Annotated in this window: 22 protein-coding genes and 1 tRNA gene; 12 read left to right on the top strand and 11 right to left on the bottom strand. The window is 65.6% G+C overall.

Features of this window, described 5'->3' with window-relative positions; translation table 11 throughout:
- Positions 1-2 precede the first annotated feature (2 nt).
- On the top strand, positions 3-1,082 hold the full coding sequence (gene queG / locus BMY90_RS00675) for a tRNA epoxyqueuosine(34) reductase QueG (protein ID WP_092700426.1): 1,080 nt from the start codon (positions 3-5) through the stop codon (positions 1,080-1,082).
- Positions 1,083-1,362: 280 nt separating this feature from the next.
- On the opposite strand, the gene panD is transcribed toward queG, so the two are convergent.
- The 5 genes from panD to pcnB form a co-directional block, all read right to left on the bottom strand.
- Positions 1,363-1,755, bottom strand: coding sequence for an aspartate 1-decarboxylase (gene panD / locus BMY90_RS00670; RefSeq protein ID WP_008210945.1), 393 nt, complete (start codon positions 1,753-1,755; stop codon positions 1,363-1,365).
- Between the two features lie 102 nt (positions 1,756-1,857).
- Positions 1,858-2,703 carry a pantoate--beta-alanine ligase gene (gene panC, locus BMY90_RS00665; RefSeq protein ID WP_008210944.1) on the bottom strand — a complete coding sequence of 282 codons (846 nt, stop codon included), beginning with the start codon at positions 2,701-2,703 and terminating at the stop codon, positions 1,858-1,860.
- Positions 2,704-2,716: 13 nt separating this feature from the next.
- Positions 2,717-3,547 carry a 3-methyl-2-oxobutanoate hydroxymethyltransferase gene (panB, locus tag BMY90_RS00660; protein ID WP_092700423.1) on the bottom strand — a complete coding sequence of 277 codons (831 nt, stop codon included), beginning with the start codon at positions 3,545-3,547 and terminating at the stop codon, positions 2,717-2,719.
- Between the two features lie 63 nt (positions 3,548-3,610).
- Positions 3,611-4,093 carry a 2-amino-4-hydroxy-6-hydroxymethyldihydropteridine diphosphokinase gene (gene folK, locus BMY90_RS00655; protein WP_092700420.1) on the bottom strand — a complete coding sequence of 161 codons (483 nt, stop codon included), beginning with the start codon at positions 4,091-4,093 and terminating at the stop codon, positions 3,611-3,613.
- A 7-nt stretch (positions 4,094-4,100) separates the two neighbouring features.
- Positions 4,101-5,438 (bottom strand): polynucleotide adenylyltransferase PcnB, encoded by a 1,338-nt coding sequence (pcnB, locus tag BMY90_RS00650; RefSeq protein ID WP_037099578.1) that lies wholly within the window; start codon positions 5,436-5,438, stop codon positions 4,101-4,103.
- Positions 5,439-5,627: 189 nt separating this feature from the next.
- Between pcnB and BMY90_RS00645 the strand changes: the two genes are divergently transcribed.
- Positions 5,628-5,703, top strand: a tRNA-Glu gene (locus BMY90_RS00645).
- A gap of 333 nt (positions 5,704-6,036) precedes the next feature.
- Positions 6,037-6,360, top strand: a complete 324-nt coding sequence (gene fdxA / locus BMY90_RS00640) for a ferredoxin FdxA (protein WP_092701046.1) — start codon at positions 6,037-6,039, stop codon at positions 6,358-6,360.
- Between the two features lie 175 nt (positions 6,361-6,535).
- Here fdxA and BMY90_RS00635 read toward each other — a convergent pair whose 3' ends face one another.
- Positions 6,536-7,126: a hypothetical protein gene (locus BMY90_RS00635; protein WP_008210939.1), complete on the bottom strand. Its 591-nt coding sequence runs from the start codon at positions 7,124-7,126 to the stop codon at positions 6,536-6,538.
- Between the two features lie 44 nt (positions 7,127-7,170).
- Positions 7,171-8,064, bottom strand: a complete 894-nt coding sequence (gene dapA, locus BMY90_RS00630; protein ID WP_092700417.1) for a 4-hydroxy-tetrahydrodipicolinate synthase — start codon at positions 8,062-8,064, stop codon at positions 7,171-7,173.
- Positions 8,065-8,182: 118 nt separating this feature from the next.
- Between dapA and BMY90_RS00625 the strand changes: the two genes are divergently transcribed.
- From BMY90_RS00625 to BMY90_RS00590, 8 genes are all read left to right on the top strand, one after another.
- Positions 8,183-8,740 carry a glycine cleavage system transcriptional repressor gene (locus BMY90_RS00625; RefSeq protein WP_425438636.1) on the top strand — a complete coding sequence of 186 codons (558 nt, stop codon included), beginning with the start codon at positions 8,183-8,185 and terminating at the stop codon, positions 8,738-8,740.
- Between the two features lie 182 nt (positions 8,741-8,922).
- A complete protein-coding gene (locus BMY90_RS00620; protein ID WP_092700414.1) occupies positions 8,923-9,384 on the top strand; it encodes a peroxiredoxin in 462 nt (153 codons plus the stop codon).
- A gap of 82 nt (positions 9,385-9,466) precedes the next feature.
- A complete protein-coding gene (locus BMY90_RS00615; RefSeq protein ID WP_092700412.1) occupies positions 9,467-10,843 on the top strand; it encodes a PhoH family protein in 1,377 nt (458 codons plus the stop codon).
- A 94-nt stretch (positions 10,844-10,937) separates the two neighbouring features.
- The gene (thiD, locus tag BMY90_RS00610; protein ID WP_092700409.1) at positions 10,938-11,723 is read left to right on the top strand and encodes a bifunctional hydroxymethylpyrimidine kinase/phosphomethylpyrimidine kinase; all 786 of its coding nucleotides are present in this window, start codon (positions 10,938-10,940) and stop codon (positions 11,721-11,723) included.
- Positions 11,724-11,872: 149 nt separating this feature from the next.
- Positions 11,873-12,820 (top strand): aspartyl/asparaginyl beta-hydroxylase domain-containing protein, encoded by a 948-nt coding sequence (locus BMY90_RS00605; protein WP_092700406.1) that lies wholly within the window; start codon positions 11,873-11,875, stop codon positions 12,818-12,820.
- 58 nt (positions 12,821-12,878) lie between these two features.
- Entirely contained in the window at positions 12,879-13,784 is a 906-nt protein-coding gene (gene sigJ / locus BMY90_RS00600) for an RNA polymerase sigma factor SigJ (protein ID WP_092701043.1), read from the top strand.
- Between the two features lie 44 nt (positions 13,785-13,828).
- The gene (locus BMY90_RS00595) at positions 13,829-14,287 is read left to right on the top strand and encodes a carboxymuconolactone decarboxylase family protein (RefSeq protein WP_092700404.1); all 459 of its coding nucleotides are present in this window, start codon (positions 13,829-13,831) and stop codon (positions 14,285-14,287) included.
- Positions 14,288-14,434: 147 nt separating this feature from the next.
- The gene (locus BMY90_RS00590) at positions 14,435-15,820 is read left to right on the top strand and encodes a serine hydrolase domain-containing protein (RefSeq protein ID WP_092700401.1); all 1,386 of its coding nucleotides are present in this window, start codon (positions 14,435-14,437) and stop codon (positions 15,818-15,820) included.
- Here BMY90_RS00590 and BMY90_RS00585 read toward each other — a convergent pair.
- From BMY90_RS00585 to grxC, 4 genes are all read right to left on the bottom strand, one after another.
- Positions 15,789-16,928, bottom strand: a complete 1,140-nt coding sequence (locus BMY90_RS00585) for a helix-turn-helix domain-containing protein (protein ID WP_092700398.1) — start codon at positions 16,926-16,928, stop codon at positions 15,789-15,791. The two genes, BMY90_RS00590 and BMY90_RS00585, sit on opposite strands and share 32 nt — an antisense overlap.
- A 190-nt stretch (positions 16,929-17,118) precedes the next feature.
- Positions 17,119-18,132: an isocitrate dehydrogenase gene (locus tag BMY90_RS00580; RefSeq protein ID WP_008209792.1), complete on the bottom strand. Its 1,014-nt coding sequence runs from the start codon at positions 18,130-18,132 to the stop codon at positions 17,119-17,121.
- A gap of 256 nt (positions 18,133-18,388) precedes the next feature.
- Positions 18,389-18,808 carry a carboxymuconolactone decarboxylase family protein gene (locus tag BMY90_RS00575; protein ID WP_092700395.1) on the bottom strand — a complete coding sequence of 140 codons (420 nt, stop codon included), beginning with the start codon at positions 18,806-18,808 and terminating at the stop codon, positions 18,389-18,391.
- Positions 18,805-19,068 carry a glutaredoxin 3 gene (gene grxC, locus BMY90_RS00570; protein ID WP_008209796.1) on the bottom strand — a complete coding sequence of 88 codons (264 nt, stop codon included), beginning with the start codon at positions 19,066-19,068 and terminating at the stop codon, positions 18,805-18,807. Before grxC ends, BMY90_RS00575 begins: the two co-directional genes overlap by 4 nt.
- Positions 19,069-19,194: 126 nt before the next feature.
- On the opposite strand from grxC, the gene BMY90_RS00565 reads away from it, so the two are divergent.
- Positions 19,195-20,823 carry a M48 family metalloprotease gene (locus BMY90_RS00565; protein ID WP_175481464.1) on the top strand — a complete coding sequence of 543 codons (1,629 nt, stop codon included), beginning with the start codon at positions 19,195-19,197 and terminating at the stop codon, positions 20,821-20,823.
- The last annotated feature ends 111 nt before the right edge of the window (positions 20,824-20,934 follow it).

The raw sequence follows: 20,934 nt of genomic DNA, 5'->3' as shown, positions 1-20,934 counted from the left end.
GCATGTCCACCGTCCCCGCCATCGACTACAACACCCTCGCCCGCGACATCAAGCAATGGGCGCGCGAGCTGGGCTTTGCCGAAGCCGGCATCAGCGGCGTAACGCTTGCCCCGGACGAAACCCATCTGCAGGACTGGCTGGATGCCGGGCATCACGGCGAGATGGAATACATGGCCCGCCACGGTACCAAGCGCAGCCGCCCGGACGAACTGGAGCCGGGCACGCAGCGGGTGATCTCGGTGCGCATGGATTACATCCCGCCCGGCACGCGCAATGCCTGGGAGGTGATCGGCGACGGCAACGCCGGCTACGTGTCGCGCTATGCGCTCGGTCGCGATTATCACAAGCTGATGCGCAACCGCCTGCAGAAACTGGCCGCACGCATCCAGGCCGAGGTCGGCGACTTCGGCTATCGCGCCTACGTGGATTCCGCGCCGGTGCTGGAAAAGGCGCTGGCGCGCAATGCCGGGTTGGGCTGGATCGGCAAGCACACCGTGCTGATCAACCGCCACGCCGGCTCGTATTTCTTCCTCGGCGAGCTGTATACCGACCTGCCACTGCCCGTGGACGTGCCGGCAACCGCCCATTGCGGCACCTGTACCCGCTGCATCAATGTGTGCCCCACCGGCGCCATCCTCGGGCCAAACAAACTCGACGCGCGGCGCTGCATCTCCTACCTGACGATCGAGCTGAAAGGCCCGATTCCCGAAGAGCTGCGCGCACCGATGGGCAACCGCATCTTCGGCTGCGACGACTGCCAACTGGTATGCCCGTGGAACAAATTCGCGCAGGAAGCCGTCGAGCCCGATTTCGCCCCGCGCCACAGTCTCGACGGCGCGAAACTGCTGGAGCTGTTCGCCTGGAGCGAAGCGGAATTCCTCAAGCGTACCGAAGGCATGGCGATCCGCCGTACCGGCTACGAGGGCTGGTTGCGCAACATTGCGGTGGCGCTGGGCAACGCGCCGCACTCGCAAACCACGATCGATGCGCTGAACGCACGCGCTGACGATGCCTCGTCAGTGGTACGCGAACACGTGGCGTGGGCGCTGCAGCGGCAAGCGGAAAAGGAAACGGGCGCGTGACCGACTACTGTCCAGAATAGTTTCGAACGCTCGCCAGCGTACGTGGCACATGTCGGAACCGGCTTTTTTCTCGTCATTCCTGCGAAAGCAGGAAGCGCTTTACAACAGACGAAGGTCTGGTCATCCAGTGACTGTATGGCCTGAGCAGACGTGGTCGCTACTGGATTCCGGCCTACGCCGGAATGACGAGCAAGGATGCTGGAGCGTGCCAAGCCAACCAACGGAAGATTATGTTCCATCGAGGCACACCAAAATACGCGTGCCCCGATGGAAAGCCAAATCAGGCAACCGCCATCTGCTTCGGAATGGCGCGATTGGTGTGACTGATGCGGTTGCCGGGGCCGGCGGCGATGTAGACGCAGGTGGGCTGGTATTGCTCCAGCTCGGCCTCGTTCAACTGCACGAACGCGGCGATGATGATGATGTCGCCGGCCTGCGCACTGCGCGCGGCACTGCCATTCACCGAAATGATGCCCGAGCCTTCCTCGGCGCGCAGCGCGTAAGTGACGAAACGCTGTCCGCTGTTCACGTTCCAGGCATGGATCTGCTCGTACTCGCGGATGCCGGAGGCATCCAGCAGATTGCCGTCGATGGCGATCGAGCCTTCGTAGTGCAGCTCGGCGTGGGTGACGGTGGCACGGTGGATCTTCGCCTTGAGCATGTTCAATTGCATGACTTCATTACCTGCAGGAACCGCCTGCACAGGGGGACATTATCGAACCTGCCGACATTGCACCGCAACATCAGCCGTTTGCGACCATGAAATGTGGGCGACTCAGTCGAACAACAAGTTGTCGATCAGCCGCGTGCTGCCAAGGCGGGCGGCGATCAACGCCACCAGGCCATCGCGTTCGCCATCAGCCGGCTCGGACAGGTCCTCGGCGCGCCGGATCACGGCGTAATCCGGCACGAAACCCGCGCGTTCCAGCTTCGAAGTCGCCGCCTGTTCCACCACGCGCCAGGCGTGGCCCTTGGCGATCAACTCGCGCATCTGCAGCAGCGTGGCATGGATCTGCGGCGCCAGCGCGCGTTCCGCTTCCGACAGGTACTGGTTGCGCGAGCTCATGGCCAGGCCGTCGTCAGCGCGCCAGGTGGGCGCTGCCATCACTTTCACCGGCAGCGACAGGTCGCGCACCATGCGCTCGATCACCTTGAGCTGCTGGAAATCCTTCTGGCCGAACACTGCGATATCCGGCTGCACCAGGTTGAACAACTTGCTGACCACCGTGGCCACGCCATCGAAATGACCGGGGCGATGCGCACCATCCAGCGTTTCGGTGATCTGCGGCACGTGCACGCTGACGCTGTGCTGCGCACCGAATGGATAGAGCGTGGCCACCTCGGGCGCAAACAGCAGGTCGCAACCGACTTCGGCCAGGCCGGCCTGGTCCTGTGCCAGCGTGCGCGGGTAGCGCTCGAAATCCTCGTTCGGACCGAACTGGGTGGGGTTGACGAACACGCTTGCCACCACCCGATCGGCCCGCGCTTTCGCCAACTTCAGCAGCGAGTGATGCCCTGCATGGAGGTTGCCCATGGTCGGCACCAGGCCCACCGTCTGCCCTTGGGCGCGCCAGCCGCGAATCGTGGCGCGCAGGGCGGGAGCGTCTTGTACCGTTTGCATCGAAGGTCTGCCGTCAGTTGAAACAGTGTTCGGGTGCCGGGAAGGCGCCGCTGCGCACATCGGCCACATAGGCCGTGATGGCCGCCGCTACAGAATCGTGGCCGATCAGGAAATCCTTGCTGAACTTCGGCCGTTTGCCGCGCGTAATGCCGAGCATGTCCTGGATCACCAACACCTGGCCGTCACAATGCGGGCCGGCGCCGATGCCGATCACCGGGATCTTCACGGCCTTGGTCACGCGCTCGCCCAATGCGACGGGCACGCCTTCGAGCACCAGCAGGTCGGCACCGGCGGACTCCACCGCCAGCGCTTCGGCCAGCACGCGATCGGCAGCTTCCTGCTCACGCCCCTGGATGCGGAAACCGCCGAACTTGTGCACCGATTGCGGCGTCAGCCCGAGGTGCGCGCAGACCGGGATCGCCCGCACCGTCAGCGCCTCGATCGCCGCGAGGATATGCGGCGCGCCGCCCTCGATCTTCACCATCGCCGCGCCGGCTTCGCCGACCAGCCGCGCGCCGGCTTCCAGTACGTGCGGCAGATCGCGGTCGGCCATGAACGGCAGGTCGGCCACCAGCATCGTGGCCGAGACGCCACGCGCCACCATCGCCGTGTGATAGACCATGTGATCAAGCGTCACCGGCAAGGTGCTGGCGTGGCCCTGCATCACCATGCCGAGCGAATCGCCGACCAGCGCCACATCGACTCCGGCCGATTCCAGCTGCCAGGCGAAACTGGCGTCATAGGCGGTGAGCATGGCGATCCGGCGCCCTTCGGCCTTCATCGCATGCAGGCCCGGCACGGTGACCGGCTTGCGTGCGGGAGCGTTGGCGTTCTGCACGTACACGGCGAACCCTCGTACTTGGTCGGAAAGTGGAACGCCGATTATCCGGCGCGCAGCCGCAATGGCTCAAGGCAAAACGTCACAGCCGGCCCGATCGGCCTGTACCAGCAGCCGATCGATCCGCCCCTGCCCCGGCAACTCAAGGGCCGGATCCAGGTCGTTCAGCGGCAACAGCACGAACGCGCGTTCGGCAATCCGTGGATGCGGCAGCGTCAACCGCGCATCGTCCAGGTGCACGCCCGGCATGTGCAGCAGGTCGAGGTCCAGCGTGCGCGGCCCCCAGCGCTCGCCGTCACGCACGCGACCGGCGGCCTGTTCGATCGCCAGCAACGCATCGAGCAAGGCATGCGGCGAGAGCTCCGTTTCCAGCAGCGCCGCGGCATTCACGAACGCGGGCTGCTCCAGCACGCCCCACGGGGGCGTGCGATACAGCCGCGATCGCGCCAGTACACGGGTTCCGGGCAGGCGCGCCAGCGCGTCCAGCGCGTCCAGCACCTGCTGCCGCGGATCGCCGAGGTTGCTGCCCAGCGCGACATAAGCCCGTGGCACGCGAACCCTACTTGCCGGTCGGCTTGCGACGACGACGGCGACGGCGCGGCGGCGCCTTGGCGATTTCCGCATCGACCGCGGCACCACCGTGATTGGGCAGCGCAGCCGCCAAGGTTTCGTGCGGCAACTGCTGGGCGTGCGCCCACCACTCGCCCAGTTCGCGCATCGCCGGTGATTCGTTGGCACGCAGCAGCAGGAAATCGAACGCGGCGCGGAAGCGCGGATGGGTCAGCAGGCGGAACACCTTCTTGCGCTGGATCTGCTCGAAGCGCGGCTGCAACGACCAGATCTCTTCCATCGTGAAGGTGAACCGGCGCGGGATCGCCACGCGCTGGCACTGCTCACCCACCACGTGCAGCGCGGCACGTGCCCACGCCTCGGTGTTGTCCTTGCCCTGCTCGATCCAGGCGTGCGCCTGGTCGCGCACTTCGCCCCACAGCAGCACGGCGAAAAGGAAGGCCGGTGTCACCGACTTGCCCTCGGCCACGCGCTCGTCGGTATTGGCCAGGCCTTGTTCGACCAGCGCACGCAAGGCCTCGTCGCCTCGTTTCAGCGCACGCGCGGTGGCCGGGAACATGAATTCCAGCAGCCCGCACTTTTCCAGCATGTGGAAACTCTTCAGGCCATTGCCGGCCAGGAACATCTTCAGCGACTCGTCGAACAGGCGCGCCGGCGCCGCCTCGGTGAGCAGGTCACCCAGCTCGGCGAACGGTTTCGCCGCCGCCGTGTCGATGCGAAAGCCCAGCTTGGCTGCCAGCCGTGCCGCTCGCAGCATGCGCACCGGGTCCTCGCGATAACGCGTGACCGGATCGCCGATCAGGCGCAACACGCGGTCCTCCAGATCCTGCATGCCGCCGACGTAATCGCGCACCGAAAAATCGCTGATGTCGTAGTACATGGCGTTGACGCGGAAGTCGCGGCGCACCGCGTCTTCCTCGATCGTGCCCCACACGTTGTCGCGCACGATGCGGCCATCGACGATACGGCGCTCGCCGTCATTGCCCTCTTCCTCGCCGGTGCCGCGGAAGGTGGCCACCTCGATGATCTCGGGGCCGAACACCACGTGCGCGAGCCGGAAACGGCGGCCGATCAGGCGACAGTTTCGAAAAAGCTTCTTCACCTCGTCCGGCGTGGCACTGGTGGCCACGTCGAAATCCTTCGGCTTGCCGCCAAGCAGCAGGTCGCGTACCGCGCCGCCGACCAGGAACGCGTCATAACCGGCCTCGTTCAGTCGGTACAACACGCGCAATGCGGCCTTGCTGATGTTCTTGCGGGAAATGATGTGCTGTTCGCGCGGGATGATACGCAGCGCGGGCACGACGTCGGTCCTTGCTATGGGATTCAAGCGGTCAAAGTCCTTGCGGGCAAAGCGGCCCTGTGGTCGTTCGAGCGTGACGGCAACCGTCGCGCACCGGCTCTTGCCGGCATGAACAGGCGCCCGGCAATAGTGATAATGCACAAATGCAACGCAAGCCGCACGCAGGCATTGCCGGACGAAACAATTCGGCTATACTACCGCGCTTCGCAGCACTCCGCTCCCATCGTCTAGTGGCCCAGGACACCGCCCTCTCAAGGCGGGAACACGAGTTCGAACCTCGTTGGGAGCGCCAGTTTTTACTTTTGCGATCATCCATGATCGCAGCCAGTGGGGACGGCGCGGCAAGACTTTGTCGCCAACCTCCGGACTGACGCCAGAAGCGGCCATCCATGGCCGCACTCTTCACAAAACCCTCGCTTCGACCATCGCGCACAGAGCCATGGCGCATGGTCACGCCTGCTGGCACCACTGCTGCTGCCAGAGGCGGGCATCCGAGGCCGCACGCCGCAAAAAGCGGCATGTTGCAAGTGGCGATGCAGCCCGCACCGCGCGCCCGCACCCTTCTCAGCGAGACCCCATTGCGGGCATACTTGCGGGTATCGTTTTGCAAGAGCTGGACCGCGCCATGACCTTCGTCGTCACCGACAACTGCATCAAGTGCAAGTACACCGACTGCGTCGAGGTCTGCCCGGTTGATGCCTTCCACGAAGGCCCGAACTTCCTCACGATCGACCCGGACGAATGCATCGATTGCACCTTGTGCGAACCGGAATGCCCCGCCAATGCGATCTATCCGGAAGACGACGTGCCGGCCGGCCAGGAGGGTTTCGTGGCGCTGAATGCCGAGCTGGCGAAGGATTGGCCCGTGATCACCGAGCGCAAGGATGCACCCGCCGACGCCAAGGACTGGGACGGCAAGCCCGACAAGCTCGGTCTGCTCGAGCGCTGATCACGGCGTACCAGCCAATACCGCACGAACGCCGCCTGCCTGGCGGCGTTTTCGCATCCATGGCCATCGACGTCGGTGGCCAGTGACCCCCCGAAACAAGCCGCCTGGCGATAGCGTCGCAGAAACGAAAACGCCGCCCTCAGGCGGCGCTTCGACAAGCTAAGTGCAAAAAGGATCAGTGGCCGCCGAGGCGCGACTTCAGCGCATCGATCACCTTCGCCACGGCCGCCGCATTGCCCTGTGCGCGTACCTGGCTGGCGTCACCGCTGCTGCCCACGCTGATCTGCACCGTATGCGGCGCAGCGCCCGGCGCGGCATCACTCGTGCTCTTGTCATGGTGGAACATGCGATGGAAGAAGCCGCCTTTCTTCTCCGACGCGTCCGAAGCCACCACCGCCACCGTGTAGGTGTGCGCGCTGTCGTCGTGCGACTGCACCGTGCCGATGTCGCCGGCTTCCAGCGCCTGGCCCACGCGGTTGTAGACGTTCGCCACGCTGTCGGACACCACGAAGCCGTCGGCGATCACGCCGGCATTGGCACCGACACGCGCGGTGGCGCCATTGGCATTCGGCTGGTTCGCGCCCGGCGGCGGAATCACCAGCGCCTCGCTGGCCGTGGGCGTATCCAGGCCCGGCGGGATTTCCAGCGGGGTTTCCTGCTTGGCGGTTTCCCAGGCCTTGGTGGAACGGAACATGCCGCAGCCCGAAAGCAGCAGGCCGGTGAGTGCCAGGGCCGGCAGGGCAACGGCGAGCGAGGATTTCTTCATGTAATGGTATTCCGTCAGGTAAGTCGTCGGGCGGCCGCTTTTCGTCAGGCAGCGTTCGCCAAGGATGCCAGAGTCGCCAGTTCCGTGCGCAAACGGGCCCTTGCCGGGCCTTCTTCCAGTTCCACCAACGGCAGGCGCGGCGTCGCCGATCCCAGGCCCAGTTCCGGCAAGCCTGCCTTCACCGCGATCGGGTTCGGTGCGCATTCAAGCGCCTGCAACAGCGGATCCAGCGCCATCCGGCAACGTGCCGTCGCCGCCTGGTCGCCACCGGTGGCCGCGTCGCAGAGCGCGCGAAACGCCTTTGGCACCAGGTTGGCGACGACCGAAATCGTTCCCGCCGCCCCGGCCAGCATCGCCTCACCCGCCGTTGCGTCGTCGCCGGACAGATAGACGAAATCCGGGCGCACAAGTTCCGCAAGCGCGTGAATGCGTTCGGCGTCGCCGCGCGCTTCCTTGATGCCGATGATCGCGGGATGCTCGCGCAACTGCGCCACCGTGGCCGGATCGATGTCACAGGCGGTACGCCCGGGCACGTTGTAGAGCAGCACCGGCAGGCCGCCATGTTCGGCCACTTCGAGGAAATGGCGACGCATGCCTTCCTGGGTCGGGCGCACGTAATACGGCGCCACCACCAGCGCGGCATCGGCGCCCAGTTCGCGGGCGTGCCGGGTAGCGGCCACGGTTTTCGCGGTGCCCGCTTCGCCGGTGCCGGCGATCACCGGCACGCGGCCGGCCACGTGTTTCACCGCGAACGCCAGCAGGCGCCCGAACTCGTCGTGTTCGAGCATGTGTGCCTCACCGGTGGAACCTGCCACCACCAGCGCCTGGGTGCCGCCCTCAATCTGATAATCGAGCAGGCGACCAAAGGCCGCCAGATCGAGCGCACCACCGGCCCCGAACGGGGTGGCCAGGGCGCAGATGCTTCCACGAATGTTCATCGCGATTTCCGCATGAAACCAAGCCTCGGATGATACTTGCCGGCCGATCGAACGGACAAGTAAGCTGGGCGATACGCTTTATTCGCCCGTGTTGCGCGGGTTTCCACAGGCCATTTCATTGAATCGTCCCTCCGCCCGCACCGGCAACGACCACCAGCTGCTGATCCAGACCCTGACCCCCTCGTCCCAGGCTCCCCTGCTGGGACTGGCGCGACGCATCGCCGACGCAGGCTGCAACCTGTCCGATGCGCGGGTGTCCAGCCTCGGCGACGACACCTCGCTGATGCTGCTGGCCACTGGCGCCTGGGATGCCGTGGCCAAGCTGGAAACCGCCCTGGCCAAACTCGGCCGCGACGAAGCCATCCACCTGGTGCACTACCGCACCGAGCCGCGCGAGCCCAGCGGCAACCTGCTGCCTTACCTGGTGGAAGTGGTGGCGGCCGACCGCCCCGGCATCCTGGTGCAGATCGTGGAATTCTTCAGCCGCTTGCAGATCAGCGTCGAACAGCTCAGTTCGATGCGTTACCAGGCGATGCAGACCGGCGCGGCGATGTTCCAAGCGCAATTCACCGTGGGCATTCCCGCCGAACTGCACATTGCCGCCGTGCGCGACGATTTCCTCGAATTCTGCGACGGGCTGAACCTTGACGCGATCATGGACCCGGTGAAGTTCTAGCGGCGCCCCGGCGCCCGAAAAGGCGCCCCTGGATGAACGAATTTTCGATCCGGAAGGTCGTTGCCGCGCAGACTCCCAGAATGCGCCCGCCCGGATCCGCTGACAAGGCTGTCTCGGTCATCGCACACGCGCTAGTCTCTCTCTCGACACGAGTGAAACCCCACCGGGTTTCCGGAGAGACCATGCTAGCAATCGGAAAGAAAGCCCCCGCACTGACCGGCACCACCGGCGACGGCTCCACGCTGAAGCTCGCCGACCTCAAGGGTCGCTGGATCGTGGTGTACTTCTACCCCAAGGACTCCACGCCCGGCTGCACCAACGAGGCGAAGGACTTCCGCGACCTCTACCCGACATTCCGCAAACGCCACGCCGACATCATCGGTGTCTCGCGCGATTCGGTAAAATCCCACGCCAATTTCGCCACCAGGCAGGAGCTGCCGTTCGCGCTGGTCTCCGATCCGGACGAAGCCTGGTGCCAGGCATTCGACGTGATCCACGAGAAAGTGCTCTACGGCAAACGCCACATGGGCATCGTGCGCAGTACCTTCCTGATCGATCCGGACGGCAAGCTCGCCGCCGAATGGCGCGGGGTGAAGGTCCCCGGCCACGCACAGGCCGTCCTGGACGCCATCCCCGCCAAGTGAATCCCGTCGCTTTCCATATCCTCACCGCGGCAACCGGCTTGCCGCGCACCCCTTGCCACACCCACCGCGAGGTTTCTTCCGCATGACTGGAAGCAAGCGTATCTACGCCCTGGATACCAATGTGCTGCTGCACGACCCGACGTCGCTGTTCCGCTTCGAGGAGCACGACGTATTCATCCCGATGACGGTATTGGAGGAGCTGGACGAAAAGAAGCAGGGTGTTTCCGAGGTTTCGCGCAATGGGCGACAAGTCAGCCGCTTCATCAACGAGCTGATCGGGCGCGGCAACGAAAACGGCCTCAACGATGGCCTGGAACTGGCCAACCCGCAGGGCGTGAACCTGCAACGTGGCGCCGTGGGGCGACTGTATTTCCAGCAGCGCACCACCAACGGGCACGGCAAGGCCGACAACCTGATCCTCGCCGCCGTGATCGAGTTGCGCGACCGCAATCCCGAACGCGAAGTCGTGCTGGTCAGCAAGGACATCAACCTGCGCATCAAGGCCAAGATCTACGGCCTGCATGCAGAGGATTACGAGAACGACCGTGCGCTTGACGACTTCGCCCTGCTGTTCACCGGCGCGGACGAACTGGCGGAAGACTTCTGGGATCATCACCCCGAAGTGCAATCGTGGAACGAGCACGGCCACACCTTCTACAAGCTCGATCTCCACGAAGGCGAAGACTGGTATCCCAACCAGTGCCTGTTCCTGCCCGGCGAGAACAGCGTGGAACTGCGCGTGCTGACGGTGGACGAGCAACACGCCACACTGGTGCTGCTGGACGATCACAGCCATCCCAACCACAGCGTATGGGGCATCGCCGCGCGCAACCGCGAGCAGAACTTCGCGCTGAACGTGCTGATGGACCCGGACGTGGATTTCGTCACCCTGCTCGGCACCGCCGGTACCGGCAAGACATTGCTGGCGCTGGCCGCCGGCCTGGCACAGGTGATGGACCAGCAACGCTACCGCGAGATCATCATGACCCGCGCCACCGTCGCGGTGGGCGAGGACATCGGCTTCCTGCCCGGCACCGAGGAAGAAAAGATGACGCCGTGGATGGGCGCGCTCACCGACAACCTCGAAGTGCTCGCCAATCCCGAGGAAGGCGGTTCATGGGGGCGCCAGGCCACCAACGACCTGCTTGCCTCGCGCATCAAGATCCGCTCACTCGGCTTCATGCGTGGACGCACCTTCCTCAGCCGCTACCTGATCATCGACGAGGCACAGAACCTCACGCCGAAGCAGCTGAAAACCCTGATCACCCGCGCCGGCCCCGGCACCAAGATCGTCTGCCTGGGCAACGTGGAACAGATCGACACGCCCTACCTCACCGAAACCAATTCCGGCCTCACCTACGCGGTCGACCGCTTCAAGCAGTGGGAACATTCGGCCCACATCACCCTGCGCCGCGGTGAACGTTCACGGCTGGCCGACTTCGCGTCGGAGGCGTTGTAAGGTTGATGGTCATGCCGGCGCAGCGTCTGCCCCGGACCCTATCCGGGGCAGGTATCCCGTAGCGACCACCAGCAACCGCACGACAACATCCTGCATGTCCCACACCACGCCCCGCATCGCCCTCACCATCGCTGGCTCCGACTCCGGCGGTGGTGCCGGCATCCAGGCCGACCTGAAGACGTTCCATGCGCGGGGCGTGCATGGTCTGTCGGCCATTACCGCCGTCACTTCCCAGAACACCCGCGGCGTGACAGCCGTCCACGCCGTGCCGCTGGCACATGTTCGCCAGCAGATCGCTGCCGTGTTCGACGACTTTCCGATCGGCGCGGTGAAAACCGGCATGCTTGGCAGTGCCGGCATCGTCCGTCTGGTCGCGCGCGAGATGCGTCGTCGCCAGCCGGCATGGCTGGTGGTCGATCCGGTGATGATCGCCACCAGCGGTGCGCGCCTGCTCACGCAGGATGCCGTGGCCGCCATGCTTGATGAGCTGGTTCCGCTGGCCGACATCCTCACGCCCAACCTGCCCGAAGCCGAAGCCCTGCTGGGCCAGCCCATCAAGACCGCGAACGATTTCGATGCGGCCGGCGCGGCACTGCTCGCGCTCGGGGCCCGGGCGGTGCTGCTCAAGGGTGGCCACGGTACGGGTCGTGAGGTGGTCGACCGCTATTACGACGCCCGCGGCAGGCTGGACATCCGCCACCCGCGCCTGCCGCGCGAAGGCCACGGCACGGGTTGCACGCTGGCGTCCGCGATGGCGGCGGAACTGGCCAAAGGCCGGTCACCACGCACCGCCGTGCGTCTCGCCAGCGCGTACGTGCACAAGGCGCTGGCCAATGGCTACCAACCCGGCGGCGGCCAGCTGGACGTTCTGCGGCATTGAAAGGCCCTGTTCCGTGCCGACGCATGGCACGCCAGCCGCGCGCCGCCGAGGTCGTCCCCTCCGGCCTTTCGTCGCAGCCCGCTTGACTTGGCGCCGGGCGGCCACATACTCGAAGCCTGCCAATTGGCCGTTTTTCGAGTCACCCGTCGATGGATTTCCTCAGCCCGCGCTTCATCATTCTCTACGTCCTGCTGCTTTTCGTGCTGTGCGTGCTGCTGGTGCACCTGCGCGGGCGGGCGCGGCTGCGCTTCGATCGCCAGCTGGTCGACCACTCGGCGATCTTCGCCCCGTACAATCTGCTGATGTATGCGTTCTCGGCGGTGCCGGCCCGACCGATCCTGGACCGCCGCGGCTTCCCCCAACTGGACCTGCTGCAGGCCAACTGGCAGACCATCCGCGACGAGGCGCTGGCGCTGTTTGACGACGGCCACATCCGCGCGGCCGAAAAGCACAACGACGCCAGCTTCAACAGCTTCTTCAAGCAGGGCTGGAAGCGCTTCTACCTGAAGTGGTACGGCGAGCCGCTGGCGTCGGCCGAAGCCTTGTGCCCGAAGACCGTGGCCCTGCTGCGCACGATTCCTGGCATCAAGGCGGCGATGTTCGCCACGCTGGCGCCGAACAGCCGGCTCAACCCGCACCGCGACCCCTTCGCCGGCTCGCTGCGCTACCACCTTGGCCTGATCACGCCGAACTCGCGCGATTGCCGCATCTTCGTGGATGGCGAGGAACACGCGTGGGGCGACGGCAAGGACGTGGTGTTCGACGAGACCTACGTGCACTGGGTGGAGAACAAGACCGACCAGACCCGGGTGATCCTGTTCGCCGACGTGGAGCGCCCGCTGCGCTCGCGCTTGATGACCGCGATCAATCATCGCGTGGGAGCCTTCATGGGCAAGATCACCGCGTCGCCAAATTCCGATTCCGGCACCGAAAAAACCGGTTTCGTGAACCGCATGTTCGCGTTCAACCAGCGCAGCCGTGGTCGCAGCCGCAAATTCAAGCGCAAGTACCCGAAGCTGTTCCGCGCCGTGAAGTACATCGGCATGCTGGTGCTGCTGTGGGTGATCTTCCTCGCGCCATGGCCCTTCGCACGCTGAGGCAGTCACGTTTCGGCGTGCCGGCACGTCCTTGATGCAATCCCGCAAGGAGGTCGTCATGGACCCGCAAACCACCCTGTTCCAGCAACACCGTCCGCGACTGTTCGGACTGGCCTATCGCATGCTCGGCACCCCGGCCGACGCCGAGGACGTACTGCACGACGCCTGGCTGCGCTGGCACTCGCAAGACGCTGCCGCACTGGATGACCCGGAAGCCTGGCTGGTCACCGTGACCACGCGCGTGGCCCTGGATCGTCTGCGCCGGGCAAAAACCGAACGCGAACACTACACCGGCCCGTGGTTGCCCGAGCCGTTGGTGGAAAACCCTGCCCACGGTCTCGCGGACACCCCCGATGCTGCGCTGGAACGCGACCAGACGCTCACGCTCTCCTTCCTCACCCTGCTCGAACGACTGGGGCCGGACGAGCGCGCCGCGTTCCTGCTCAACGAGGTGTTCGATTACAGCCATGCCGAGGCAGCGGTCATTCTCGGCATCACCGAGAACGCCTGCCGCCAGCGCGTACACCGCGCCAGGGAACGATTGCGCGAGGATCGCCCGCGCTTCAACGTGGACGCGCATACCCAACAACGGCTGCTGCAGCGTTTCGTCGCCGCCATGGAACAACCCACGCTGGATTCGCTGCGCGCCCTGTTCGCCGAGGACGCCGTGCATATCTCCGATGGCGGCGGCGTGGTCAGCGCCACCTTGCGTCCCTTGCATGGGGCCGAGCGGTTGGCGCAGTTGTATCTGCAGATCGCCCAGCATCCGCTGCGCTACAGCGCGCTCACCCTCAACGGGGCGCCGGCCCTGCTGGTCTGGTCAGGCCACACGCTGACCACGGCGATCTGGGTCGAGGGCGATGGCGACCGCATCACCGCCATCCACGCACTGCGCCATCCGGACAAGCTTGCGCGGCTGGCCGCCACTGTCACGAATCCGCACGCTGGCGCGTCCTTGCATTGAAGGGCCGATCCGGCCCCGTTCCCCACCACACAGGAGCCTTCCCCATGAGTCGTTTCGCCATCCAGCGCCACTACGCCGCCATGCAACCGCTGGTCAAGCTTGGTCAGGAAATCCGTGAACGCGGCCATCTGGATTCGAAGCTGGTCGAGCTGATATTGATGCGCTGCTCGCAGATCAACGGTTGCGCTTACTGCCTCGACATGCACAGCAAGGACGCCCGCGCCGCCGGCGAAACCGAGCAGCGTTTGTACCTGCTGTCGGCGTGGCGCGAGACCGCGCTCTACAGCGAAAGCGAACAGGCCGCGCTGGCCTTCGCCGAGGAACTCACCGAGCTGCCCTCGCACGAGTCGGTCTCCGATGCGCTCTACGAGCGCGTGCGCCAGCACTTCGAGGAGGCCGGCGTGGTCGACCTGATCCTGCTGGTCGGCACCATCAACGCATGGAACCGCCTCAACATCGCCGCCCGCACGGAAGGGGGCCACTACAAGCCGGCCTCGCACTGACGGCGCGTCCCCGGGCAATGGCTGTACGGGTGCGATCCGGCCGGATCGCACCCGTGCCGGCGGCTCGGTGGTACGGTTCCGCCGGCACGGACGCCAGCGACGAACGTGCCCGCCATGCTGGCGTCTCCCTTTCCAGGCAGACGCCCCATGACACGACGCATCGTCACATTCACCCTCGCCGCCCTGGCCGTGATCCTGCTGGCCTTCGTGGCTTGGCTCGGCACCGCGGGCTGCCCGCTTTTGCGCATTGCCACCGGCTCGGTCAGTCGCGGGCTGTGTGACGCCGCCTTCGTCTCGCACGTCGATCCAGGCCAGGTATTTCGCGAACAGCACGCGCCGATGATGCGCAGCATCGACTGGGCGATCCGCTACCACGTGGATCGCAAGCATCGCGAAGTTCGCGCCTCCATACTGGGTGGTTTCGCGGCGCGTGCGGTATTCCGCCCCGGACTGGGTTGCCTGCTGATGCACGACGACGGTCCGGTACCGGAGGCGGACGGCTTCACGCCGATGCTCATCGCCAGCGCGTTCCCGGCCGGCGTGGTCGAGACGGCCGATCCGGCGATCCGCCAGGCGATCGACCGTGCCTTCGCCGAGCCGGACCCTGCGCATCCGCGCAACACCAAGGCCATCGTGGTACTGCACGACGGCCGACTGATCGCCGAGCGCTATGCCCCGGGCTACGGGCCGGACACGCCGATCTGGGCGCACTCGCTGACCAAGTCGCTGATCAACGCGCTGGTCGGCATTCTGGTGCGGGAAGGCAAGCTGCAATTGGACCAGCCCGCGCCGGTGCCCGCCTGGCGTCGTGCCGGCGACCCGCATCGCGCCGTAACCGTCAACCAGTTGCTGCGCATGGACAGTGGTCTGCCGTTCGACGAAACCAATGGCATCATCAGCCCGCTGACGCGCATGACCTTCCTGCAGCGCGACATGGCCGCCTACGCGGCAGGCACGCCGCTGGCGCATCCGCCCGGCACCCACTGGGCCTATGGCAACCTGGACTACGTGCTGCTCGGTCGCATCGTCACCCATGCCAGCGGCGGCAGCGCCGTGGATGCCGAGCGCTTCGTGCGGCGCGAGCTGTTCGCACCGCTGGGCATGGCGCATACGGTGATCCAGACCGATGCCACCGGCACCCTGATCGGTTCGGGCGGCAGCTACGGTACGGCACGCGACTTCGCCCGCTTCGGCCAGCTCTACCTCGACGACGGCATGATCGATGGCCGGCGCATCCTGCCCGCGGGCTGGGTCGCCTACAGCCATTCGCAGACGCTGGATACCGGCTACGGCGCCGGCTTCTGGCTGAACATCAAGCACGACACCCGGGTGCCGGTATGGAACGCGCCCTGGGGCATGCCGCAGCTGCCCAAGGACATGTACTACGCGCGTGGCGCGTTCGGGCAATACGTGGTGATCGTGCCGTCGGAAAAGCTCGTGGTGGTGCGCATGGGTATCTCGCTGGACTACGGTGACGGCACCGGCGACCTGGTAGCGGCGATCATCGCGGCCCTGCACCATCCGCAGCCGTGAACGGCCGCACCGCCTTGCGGTAGCTGCTGGGCGTGTCGCCTACCTGCCGCTTGAACGCGGCATTGAAAGTGGACTTGGAGGTGAAGCCGCAGGCGTAGGCAATGTCGAGGATGCTGCGCGTGTCGTCGATGTCGGCAAGGCAGGCGCGAACGGCTTCCACACGCAGCCGGTTGATGTAATCCCAGAACGTGCCGCCGAAGCGACGGTTGATCACCGCCGACACCAGGTACTCGGGATAGCCGCTGCGCTTGGCCACCTGGCCGATGGTCAACGCCGGCTCCAGGTACAGCGGTGTGGCGCCCTCCATCAGCGCCGTCACGCGTGCTTGCACCGCGTCGTAGCGTGCGTCGTCCGTCTCGACGGCAGCATCCGGCGCCTCGACAGGTTCCTCCACCGCCGCCGTTTCGGGCTCGATCGCCACCGGCGGCTGGTTCAGGCTGAACCAGCCCACCATGCACACCCAGGCCGCCACCAACCCGAACAGCAGCATGTAGTTGATCACCGGCATCCACACCACGGCCTGCACGATGGCGACCATCCAGATCACGACCTGGCACAGCGCCAGCGCGTCGATCCAGCGCAACGAATGACGGTCGGCATCCGAGCGCCGCTCGCGCAGCTCGCGCCGATGGCGGTGCACCCGAACCAGTGCCGCCGCCACGTAGGACAGGCTGTAGACGAACAGCGGCCCGTCGAACCACACGCCGACGTTGCGCGCCCCGGCAATCCAGCTCGACGACAGCGCGGCGATCTGCGCGTGACCCATGGTCCACACGTAGCCATTGGCCACGAACATCACGCCGAAGCCAAGCAGGTGCACGCCATCGCGCCAGCGAAAGCCGCGCCCTTGCGTCAGTGCGCGCACATAGAGATAGAACAGGCTGCCGTAGAGAAACGGGAACAACGCCACGAAGCGGTAGGCTCGGAACCACTCCGGCGCCAGCGTGTGCCAGTACGCGGCCTTCACCGCCAGGTCGAGCCCGGCCAGCGCCACCCACACCGCGAGCAGTCGGTTCGCCTCGCGATTGGCTGGTCGTCGCCACAACGCCAGTGCGAGCAGCGCCGCCTGCAGGGCGGCGGCAAAGTAGAGGAAAACCCAGAACGTCATGCGCGCATGGATGGACGAAGGCGCCGAGATGGCCAGGGCCCTTGATGCTAGCGAAGCGGGCGGCGGCGTTCCAGAACATACCGTTCCACAACGGGCCGTTCCACAACGGGCCTTTCCAGAACACGCCATCCAGAATGCACGAAGGCCGCGGACAATGCCGCGGCCTTCGGAGACTTTCGCCCGAGGCGGATCAGCCTTTGACGCGCTTCACGATGGCGTCACCGAAGCTCTCGGTGCTGCCCTTGCCGCCCAGGTCCGGCGTCACGCTGTCGCGATCGTTGGTCATGGTGTCGCGGATGGCCTGGCGCAGGCGGCTGCCCTTCTCCACCATGCCCAGGTGATCGAGCATGTCGGCCGCGGCCAGCAGCAGCGCGCAGGGGTTGGCGATGCCCTTACCGGCAATGTCCGGCGCCGAGCCGTGCACGGCCTCGAAGATCGCCGCGTTCGCACCGATGTTGTCGCCGGGAGCCAGACCCAGGCCGCCAACCAGGCCGGCGCACAGGTCGGACAGGATGTCACCGAACAGGTTGGTGGTGACGATCACGTCGAACTGCTCGGGGCGCATCACCAGCTGCATGCAGGTGTTGTCCACGATCATCTCGTTGAACTCGATCTGCGGGTATTCCTTGGCGATCTCGCGCGCCACATTGAGGAACAGGCCCGAGGCGGTCTTGATGATGTTGGCCTTGTGCACGGCCGTGACCTTCTTGCGGCCCTTCTTCACCGCCATCTCGAAGGCATAGCGCACGATGCGCTCGCTGCCCTTGCGCGTGTTGCGGATCATCGAGATCGCGGTCTGGCCGTCTTCGGACAGCGACTGCCCCTCGGCCAGGTACGCGCCCTCGGTGTTCTCGCGCACGGTGATGATGTCGATGTTCTCGAAGCGCGCCTTGGTGCCGGGGAAGCTGATCGCCGGACGCACGTTGGCATACAGGTCGAAGTGGCGACGCAGGGTGACGTTGATCGAGGTGAAGCCACCGCCGATCGGCGTGGTCAGCGGGCCTTTCAGCGCCACCTTGTGCTCGCCGATCTTGTCCAGCGTGGCCGCGGGCAGCAGGTCGCCATGCTTCTCCAGCGCCACCATGCCGGCGTCAACGAAGTCGTAGGTCAGGCCGCAGTCCAGCGCATCGAGCACGCGCAGCGTGGCGGTCATGATCTCCGGGCCGATACCGTCGCCCGGGATCACCGCAATGGTCTTGCTCATGGGGGAAGCTCCTTAGGAATGAATCGGTCAACCACGCGCCGTGGGGATCGGCATGAAGGGTTGAAAACCTTGTAATTATCGCCGATACGGCAGGCAACTAACAGGGCCGGACCGGACTGGCGCGTTGCAAATGCTCGCATGGAGCGTTGCAGGAACTCGCATGCACGGTTCTTCCAAACGCGTTTCGCACGGCCGCCCGGACAAGAGTCGCCCCTCACCCCAGCCCCTCTCCCCGGCGGGGAGAGGAAGCAAAAGCTCAGGCGTGGTCGGCGCAGTTTTCGGCCTGACCGGCACCGCCCGACTCAAGCTGGTCGAGGAAATCCACGGCGCGGCGCAGGTGCGGGATCACGATCGAACCGCCGACCACCAGCCCCACGCTGAACACTTCGAAAAACTCGTCGCGGTTCACACCAGCTTCCTTGCACTGGGCCACGTGGTAGCTGATGCAGTCGTCGCAGCGCAGCACCATCGAGGCGACCAGGCCGAGCATCTCCTTGGTCTTGATGTCCAGCGCGCCGGCCTTGTAGGTCTGCGTATCCAGCGCGAAGAAGCGCCGCACCACCTGGTTGTCCTCGGACAGGATGCGTTCGTTCATGCGCTGGCGGAAGGCGGTGAACTCGGCCAGACGGCTCTGTTCAGACTCGTTCTTTTCCACAGTGTCGGCGCTGGCGCTCATGCGGCCTGCCCCAGCAGTTCGGCCAGCTTGCCGCTGCGATCCGCGGCGACCAGTTCGTCGTAGCCGCCCACGAACTGGTCGTTGATGAAGATCTGCGGCACCGTGCGATGGCCGCCGCTGCGCGTCAGCATGGCTTCGCGCTGGGCCAGGTCGGTATCCACGCGAATCTCGTCCCAGGCCAGCCCCTTGGCCTTGAGCAGGTTCTTGGCTGCCACGCAGTAGGGGCATACGGCGGTGGAATAGACTTCGATCTTGGGCATTGCCTGGCTCCGGAAAACTTCATGAACTGCTGCCATCCAGATGGCGGCAGGCGCTGGCGAAAACAAGCTGACGGGGACTGAACTGCGCCCGTCGACCATGGTCACAATGCTATTGTCTCGCAACCTATGCACATGTCGCCACGACGCCCCGCCACTCGTCTGCTGACGGCCCTGATCATCGCCGGACTGGCCTTTGGCGCCGGCGCGCAATCGGAGCGCCGCCTGCCCGACCTCGGCAGCTCGGCCAACGCGCTGATCTCGCCGCAGGAAGCGCAGGATTACGGCGCCGCCATGCTGCGCCAGATGCGCGCACTGAACATGGTGGTGGACGACCCACTGCTGAACGACTACATCAAGAACCTCGGCTTCCGGCTGGTGGCGGCGTGTTCGCGACCCAAGGACCACTTTGCGTTCTTCATCGCCAAGGACCCGGAAATCAACGCCTTCGCCGCACCGGGCGGCTACATCGCGGTCAATTCCGGATTGTTCGTCATTGCCCAGAACCAGAGCGAATTGGCGGCGGTGATCGCGCACGAAATCGGCCACATCACCCAGCATCACCTGCAGCGCGCCTTTGAGGCCTCGAAGAAGGATGCACCGCTGCTGGCGCTGGTATTGCTGGGCGCCATCGCCGCCGGTTCGACCCACAACGGCGGCGATGCCGGCATGGCTGTACTGACTGGCGGCCAGGGCCTGCTGGAACAGAAGCAGATCAACTTCACCCGCAAGGACGAGACCGAGGCCGACCGCGTCGGCATCCAGACCCTCGCCAACGCCGGCTTCGATCCCGATGCGATGGCCGATTTCTTCCAGCGCATGGAAGACGTGATGAGCACCGGCGCCGGTGGCGAAGACGTGCCGGCGCTGCTGCAGGACCACCCGGTCACCTCGATACGCATCAGCGACGCCAAGGCGCGGGCGCGCCAGCTGATCGCCCAGCAGAAACTGCGTCCCTCCGGCCTCACCCTGGACAAGAGCCAATGGGCAAGCCAGACCGCGCCGATCCCCTACGTGAAGGATCCCACCCGCCTGCTCGCGACGCCCCACCACGACGCCGATGACCTCGACACCTTCCTGCTGATGCGCGAGCGCGTGCGCGTACTCGCCGGCGACGCCCAGCAACTCAGCCTCTATTACTCGTCCAATCTCGCCAAGCGGCATGATTTCGACACGCCGTCGAACCGCTACGGCTATGCGCTGGCGCTCACCCGCAGTGGTAATGGCAGCAAGGCTGTCACCGAGCTGCAACCTTTGCTGGTCGCTCATCCCGGCAACCAGATCCTGCGCCTGGCCATGGCCGGTGCGCATCTGCAGGCCGGCCAACGTACCCAGGCGCTGGCGATCTACAGCGATCTCAACGCCGCCTCACCGCGCAATCGCGCCATCTCCCTCGACTATGCCAAGGCCCTGACCCAAGGCGGCGACAAGGCCCAGGCGGCCCAAGCCGCTGCCTTGCTGCGCCCGCTGCTGGACGAAAGCGACGAGCCGGACATCTACACCGCCTATGCCCGCGCCAGCGACAAGGCCGGCAATAGCGAACTGGCCGGCGAAGCCTTTGCCGACGCCAGCTATCTGTCCGGCCGCCCCTTCGACGCGGTGGAACAGCTCAAGCGGCTGCTCAAGCGGCCGGACCTGGACTATTACGCCCGCGCCCGTATCCAGGGGCGCCTGGCCGAACTCACGCCGCTGGTCATGGAACTGCGCAAGCGCAGGATCAAGACACCAGACAATCCGGACAGCGGCCAGCAACAGTAACCTTGCGACAAACAGCGGTCGCCCGAAAACGGCTTGCTGGCGTCATTCGCGCCCCATGTCATGCCCTCGTAACATTGCAACGCTGCAATACTCGTGTCACAGGCCACCCGA

The sequence above is a fragment of the Rhodanobacter glycinis genome (assembly GCF_900114325.1).
In the GTDB taxonomy this organism is placed as follows: domain Bacteria; phylum Pseudomonadota; class Gammaproteobacteria; order Xanthomonadales; family Rhodanobacteraceae; genus Rhodanobacter_A; species Rhodanobacter_A glycinis.
This window is presented reverse-complemented; position numbering and strand designations above follow the sequence as displayed.

Coding starts and splice junctions, on each gene's coding strand:
- queG (WP_092700426.1), top strand. CDS start 3: ATGTCCACCGTCCCCGCCATCGACTACAACACCCTCGCCCGCGACATC.
- panD (WP_008210945.1), bottom strand. CDS start 1,755: ATGCAATTGAACATGCTCAAGGCGAAGATCCACCGTGCCACCGTCACC.
- panC (WP_008210944.1), bottom strand. CDS start 2,703: ATGCAAACGGTACAAGACGCTCCCGCCCTGCGCGCCACGATTCGCGGC.
- fdxA (WP_092701046.1), top strand. CDS start 6,037: ATGACCTTCGTCGTCACCGACAACTGCATCAAGTGCAAGTACACCGAC.
- BMY90_RS00635 (WP_008210939.1), bottom strand. CDS start 7,126: ATGAAGAAATCCTCGCTCGCCGTTGCCCTGCCGGCCCTGGCACTCACC.
- dapA (WP_092700417.1), bottom strand. CDS start 8,064: ATGAACATTCGTGGAAGCATCTGCGCCCTGGCCACCCCGTTCGGGGCC.
- BMY90_RS00620 (WP_092700414.1), top strand. CDS start 8,923: ATGCTAGCAATCGGAAAGAAAGCCCCCGCACTGACCGGCACCACCGGC.
- BMY90_RS00615 (WP_092700412.1), top strand. CDS start 9,467: ATGACTGGAAGCAAGCGTATCTACGCCCTGGATACCAATGTGCTGCTG.
- thiD (WP_092700409.1), top strand. CDS start 10,938: ATGTCCCACACCACGCCCCGCATCGCCCTCACCATCGCTGGCTCCGAC.
- BMY90_RS00605 (WP_092700406.1), top strand. CDS start 11,873: ATGGATTTCCTCAGCCCGCGCTTCATCATTCTCTACGTCCTGCTGCTT.
- sigJ (WP_092701043.1), top strand. CDS start 12,879: ATGGACCCGCAAACCACCCTGTTCCAGCAACACCGTCCGCGACTGTTC.
- BMY90_RS00595 (WP_092700404.1), top strand. CDS start 13,829: ATGAGTCGTTTCGCCATCCAGCGCCACTACGCCGCCATGCAACCGCTG.
- BMY90_RS00590 (WP_092700401.1), top strand. CDS start 14,435: ATGACACGACGCATCGTCACATTCACCCTCGCCGCCCTGGCCGTGATC.
- BMY90_RS00585 (WP_092700398.1), bottom strand. CDS start 16,928: ATGACGTTCTGGGTTTTCCTCTACTTTGCCGCCGCCCTGCAGGCGGCG.
- BMY90_RS00580 (WP_008209792.1), bottom strand. CDS start 18,132: ATGAGCAAGACCATTGCGGTGATCCCGGGCGACGGTATCGGCCCGGAG.
- BMY90_RS00575 (WP_092700395.1), bottom strand. CDS start 18,808: ATGAGCGCCAGCGCCGACACTGTGGAAAAGAACGAGTCTGAACAGAGC.
- grxC (WP_008209796.1), bottom strand. CDS start 19,068: ATGCCCAAGATCGAAGTCTATTCCACCGCCGTATGCCCCTACTGCGTG.
- BMY90_RS00565 (WP_175481464.1), top strand. CDS start 19,195: ATGCACATGTCGCCACGACGCCCCGCCACTCGTCTGCTGACGGCCCTG.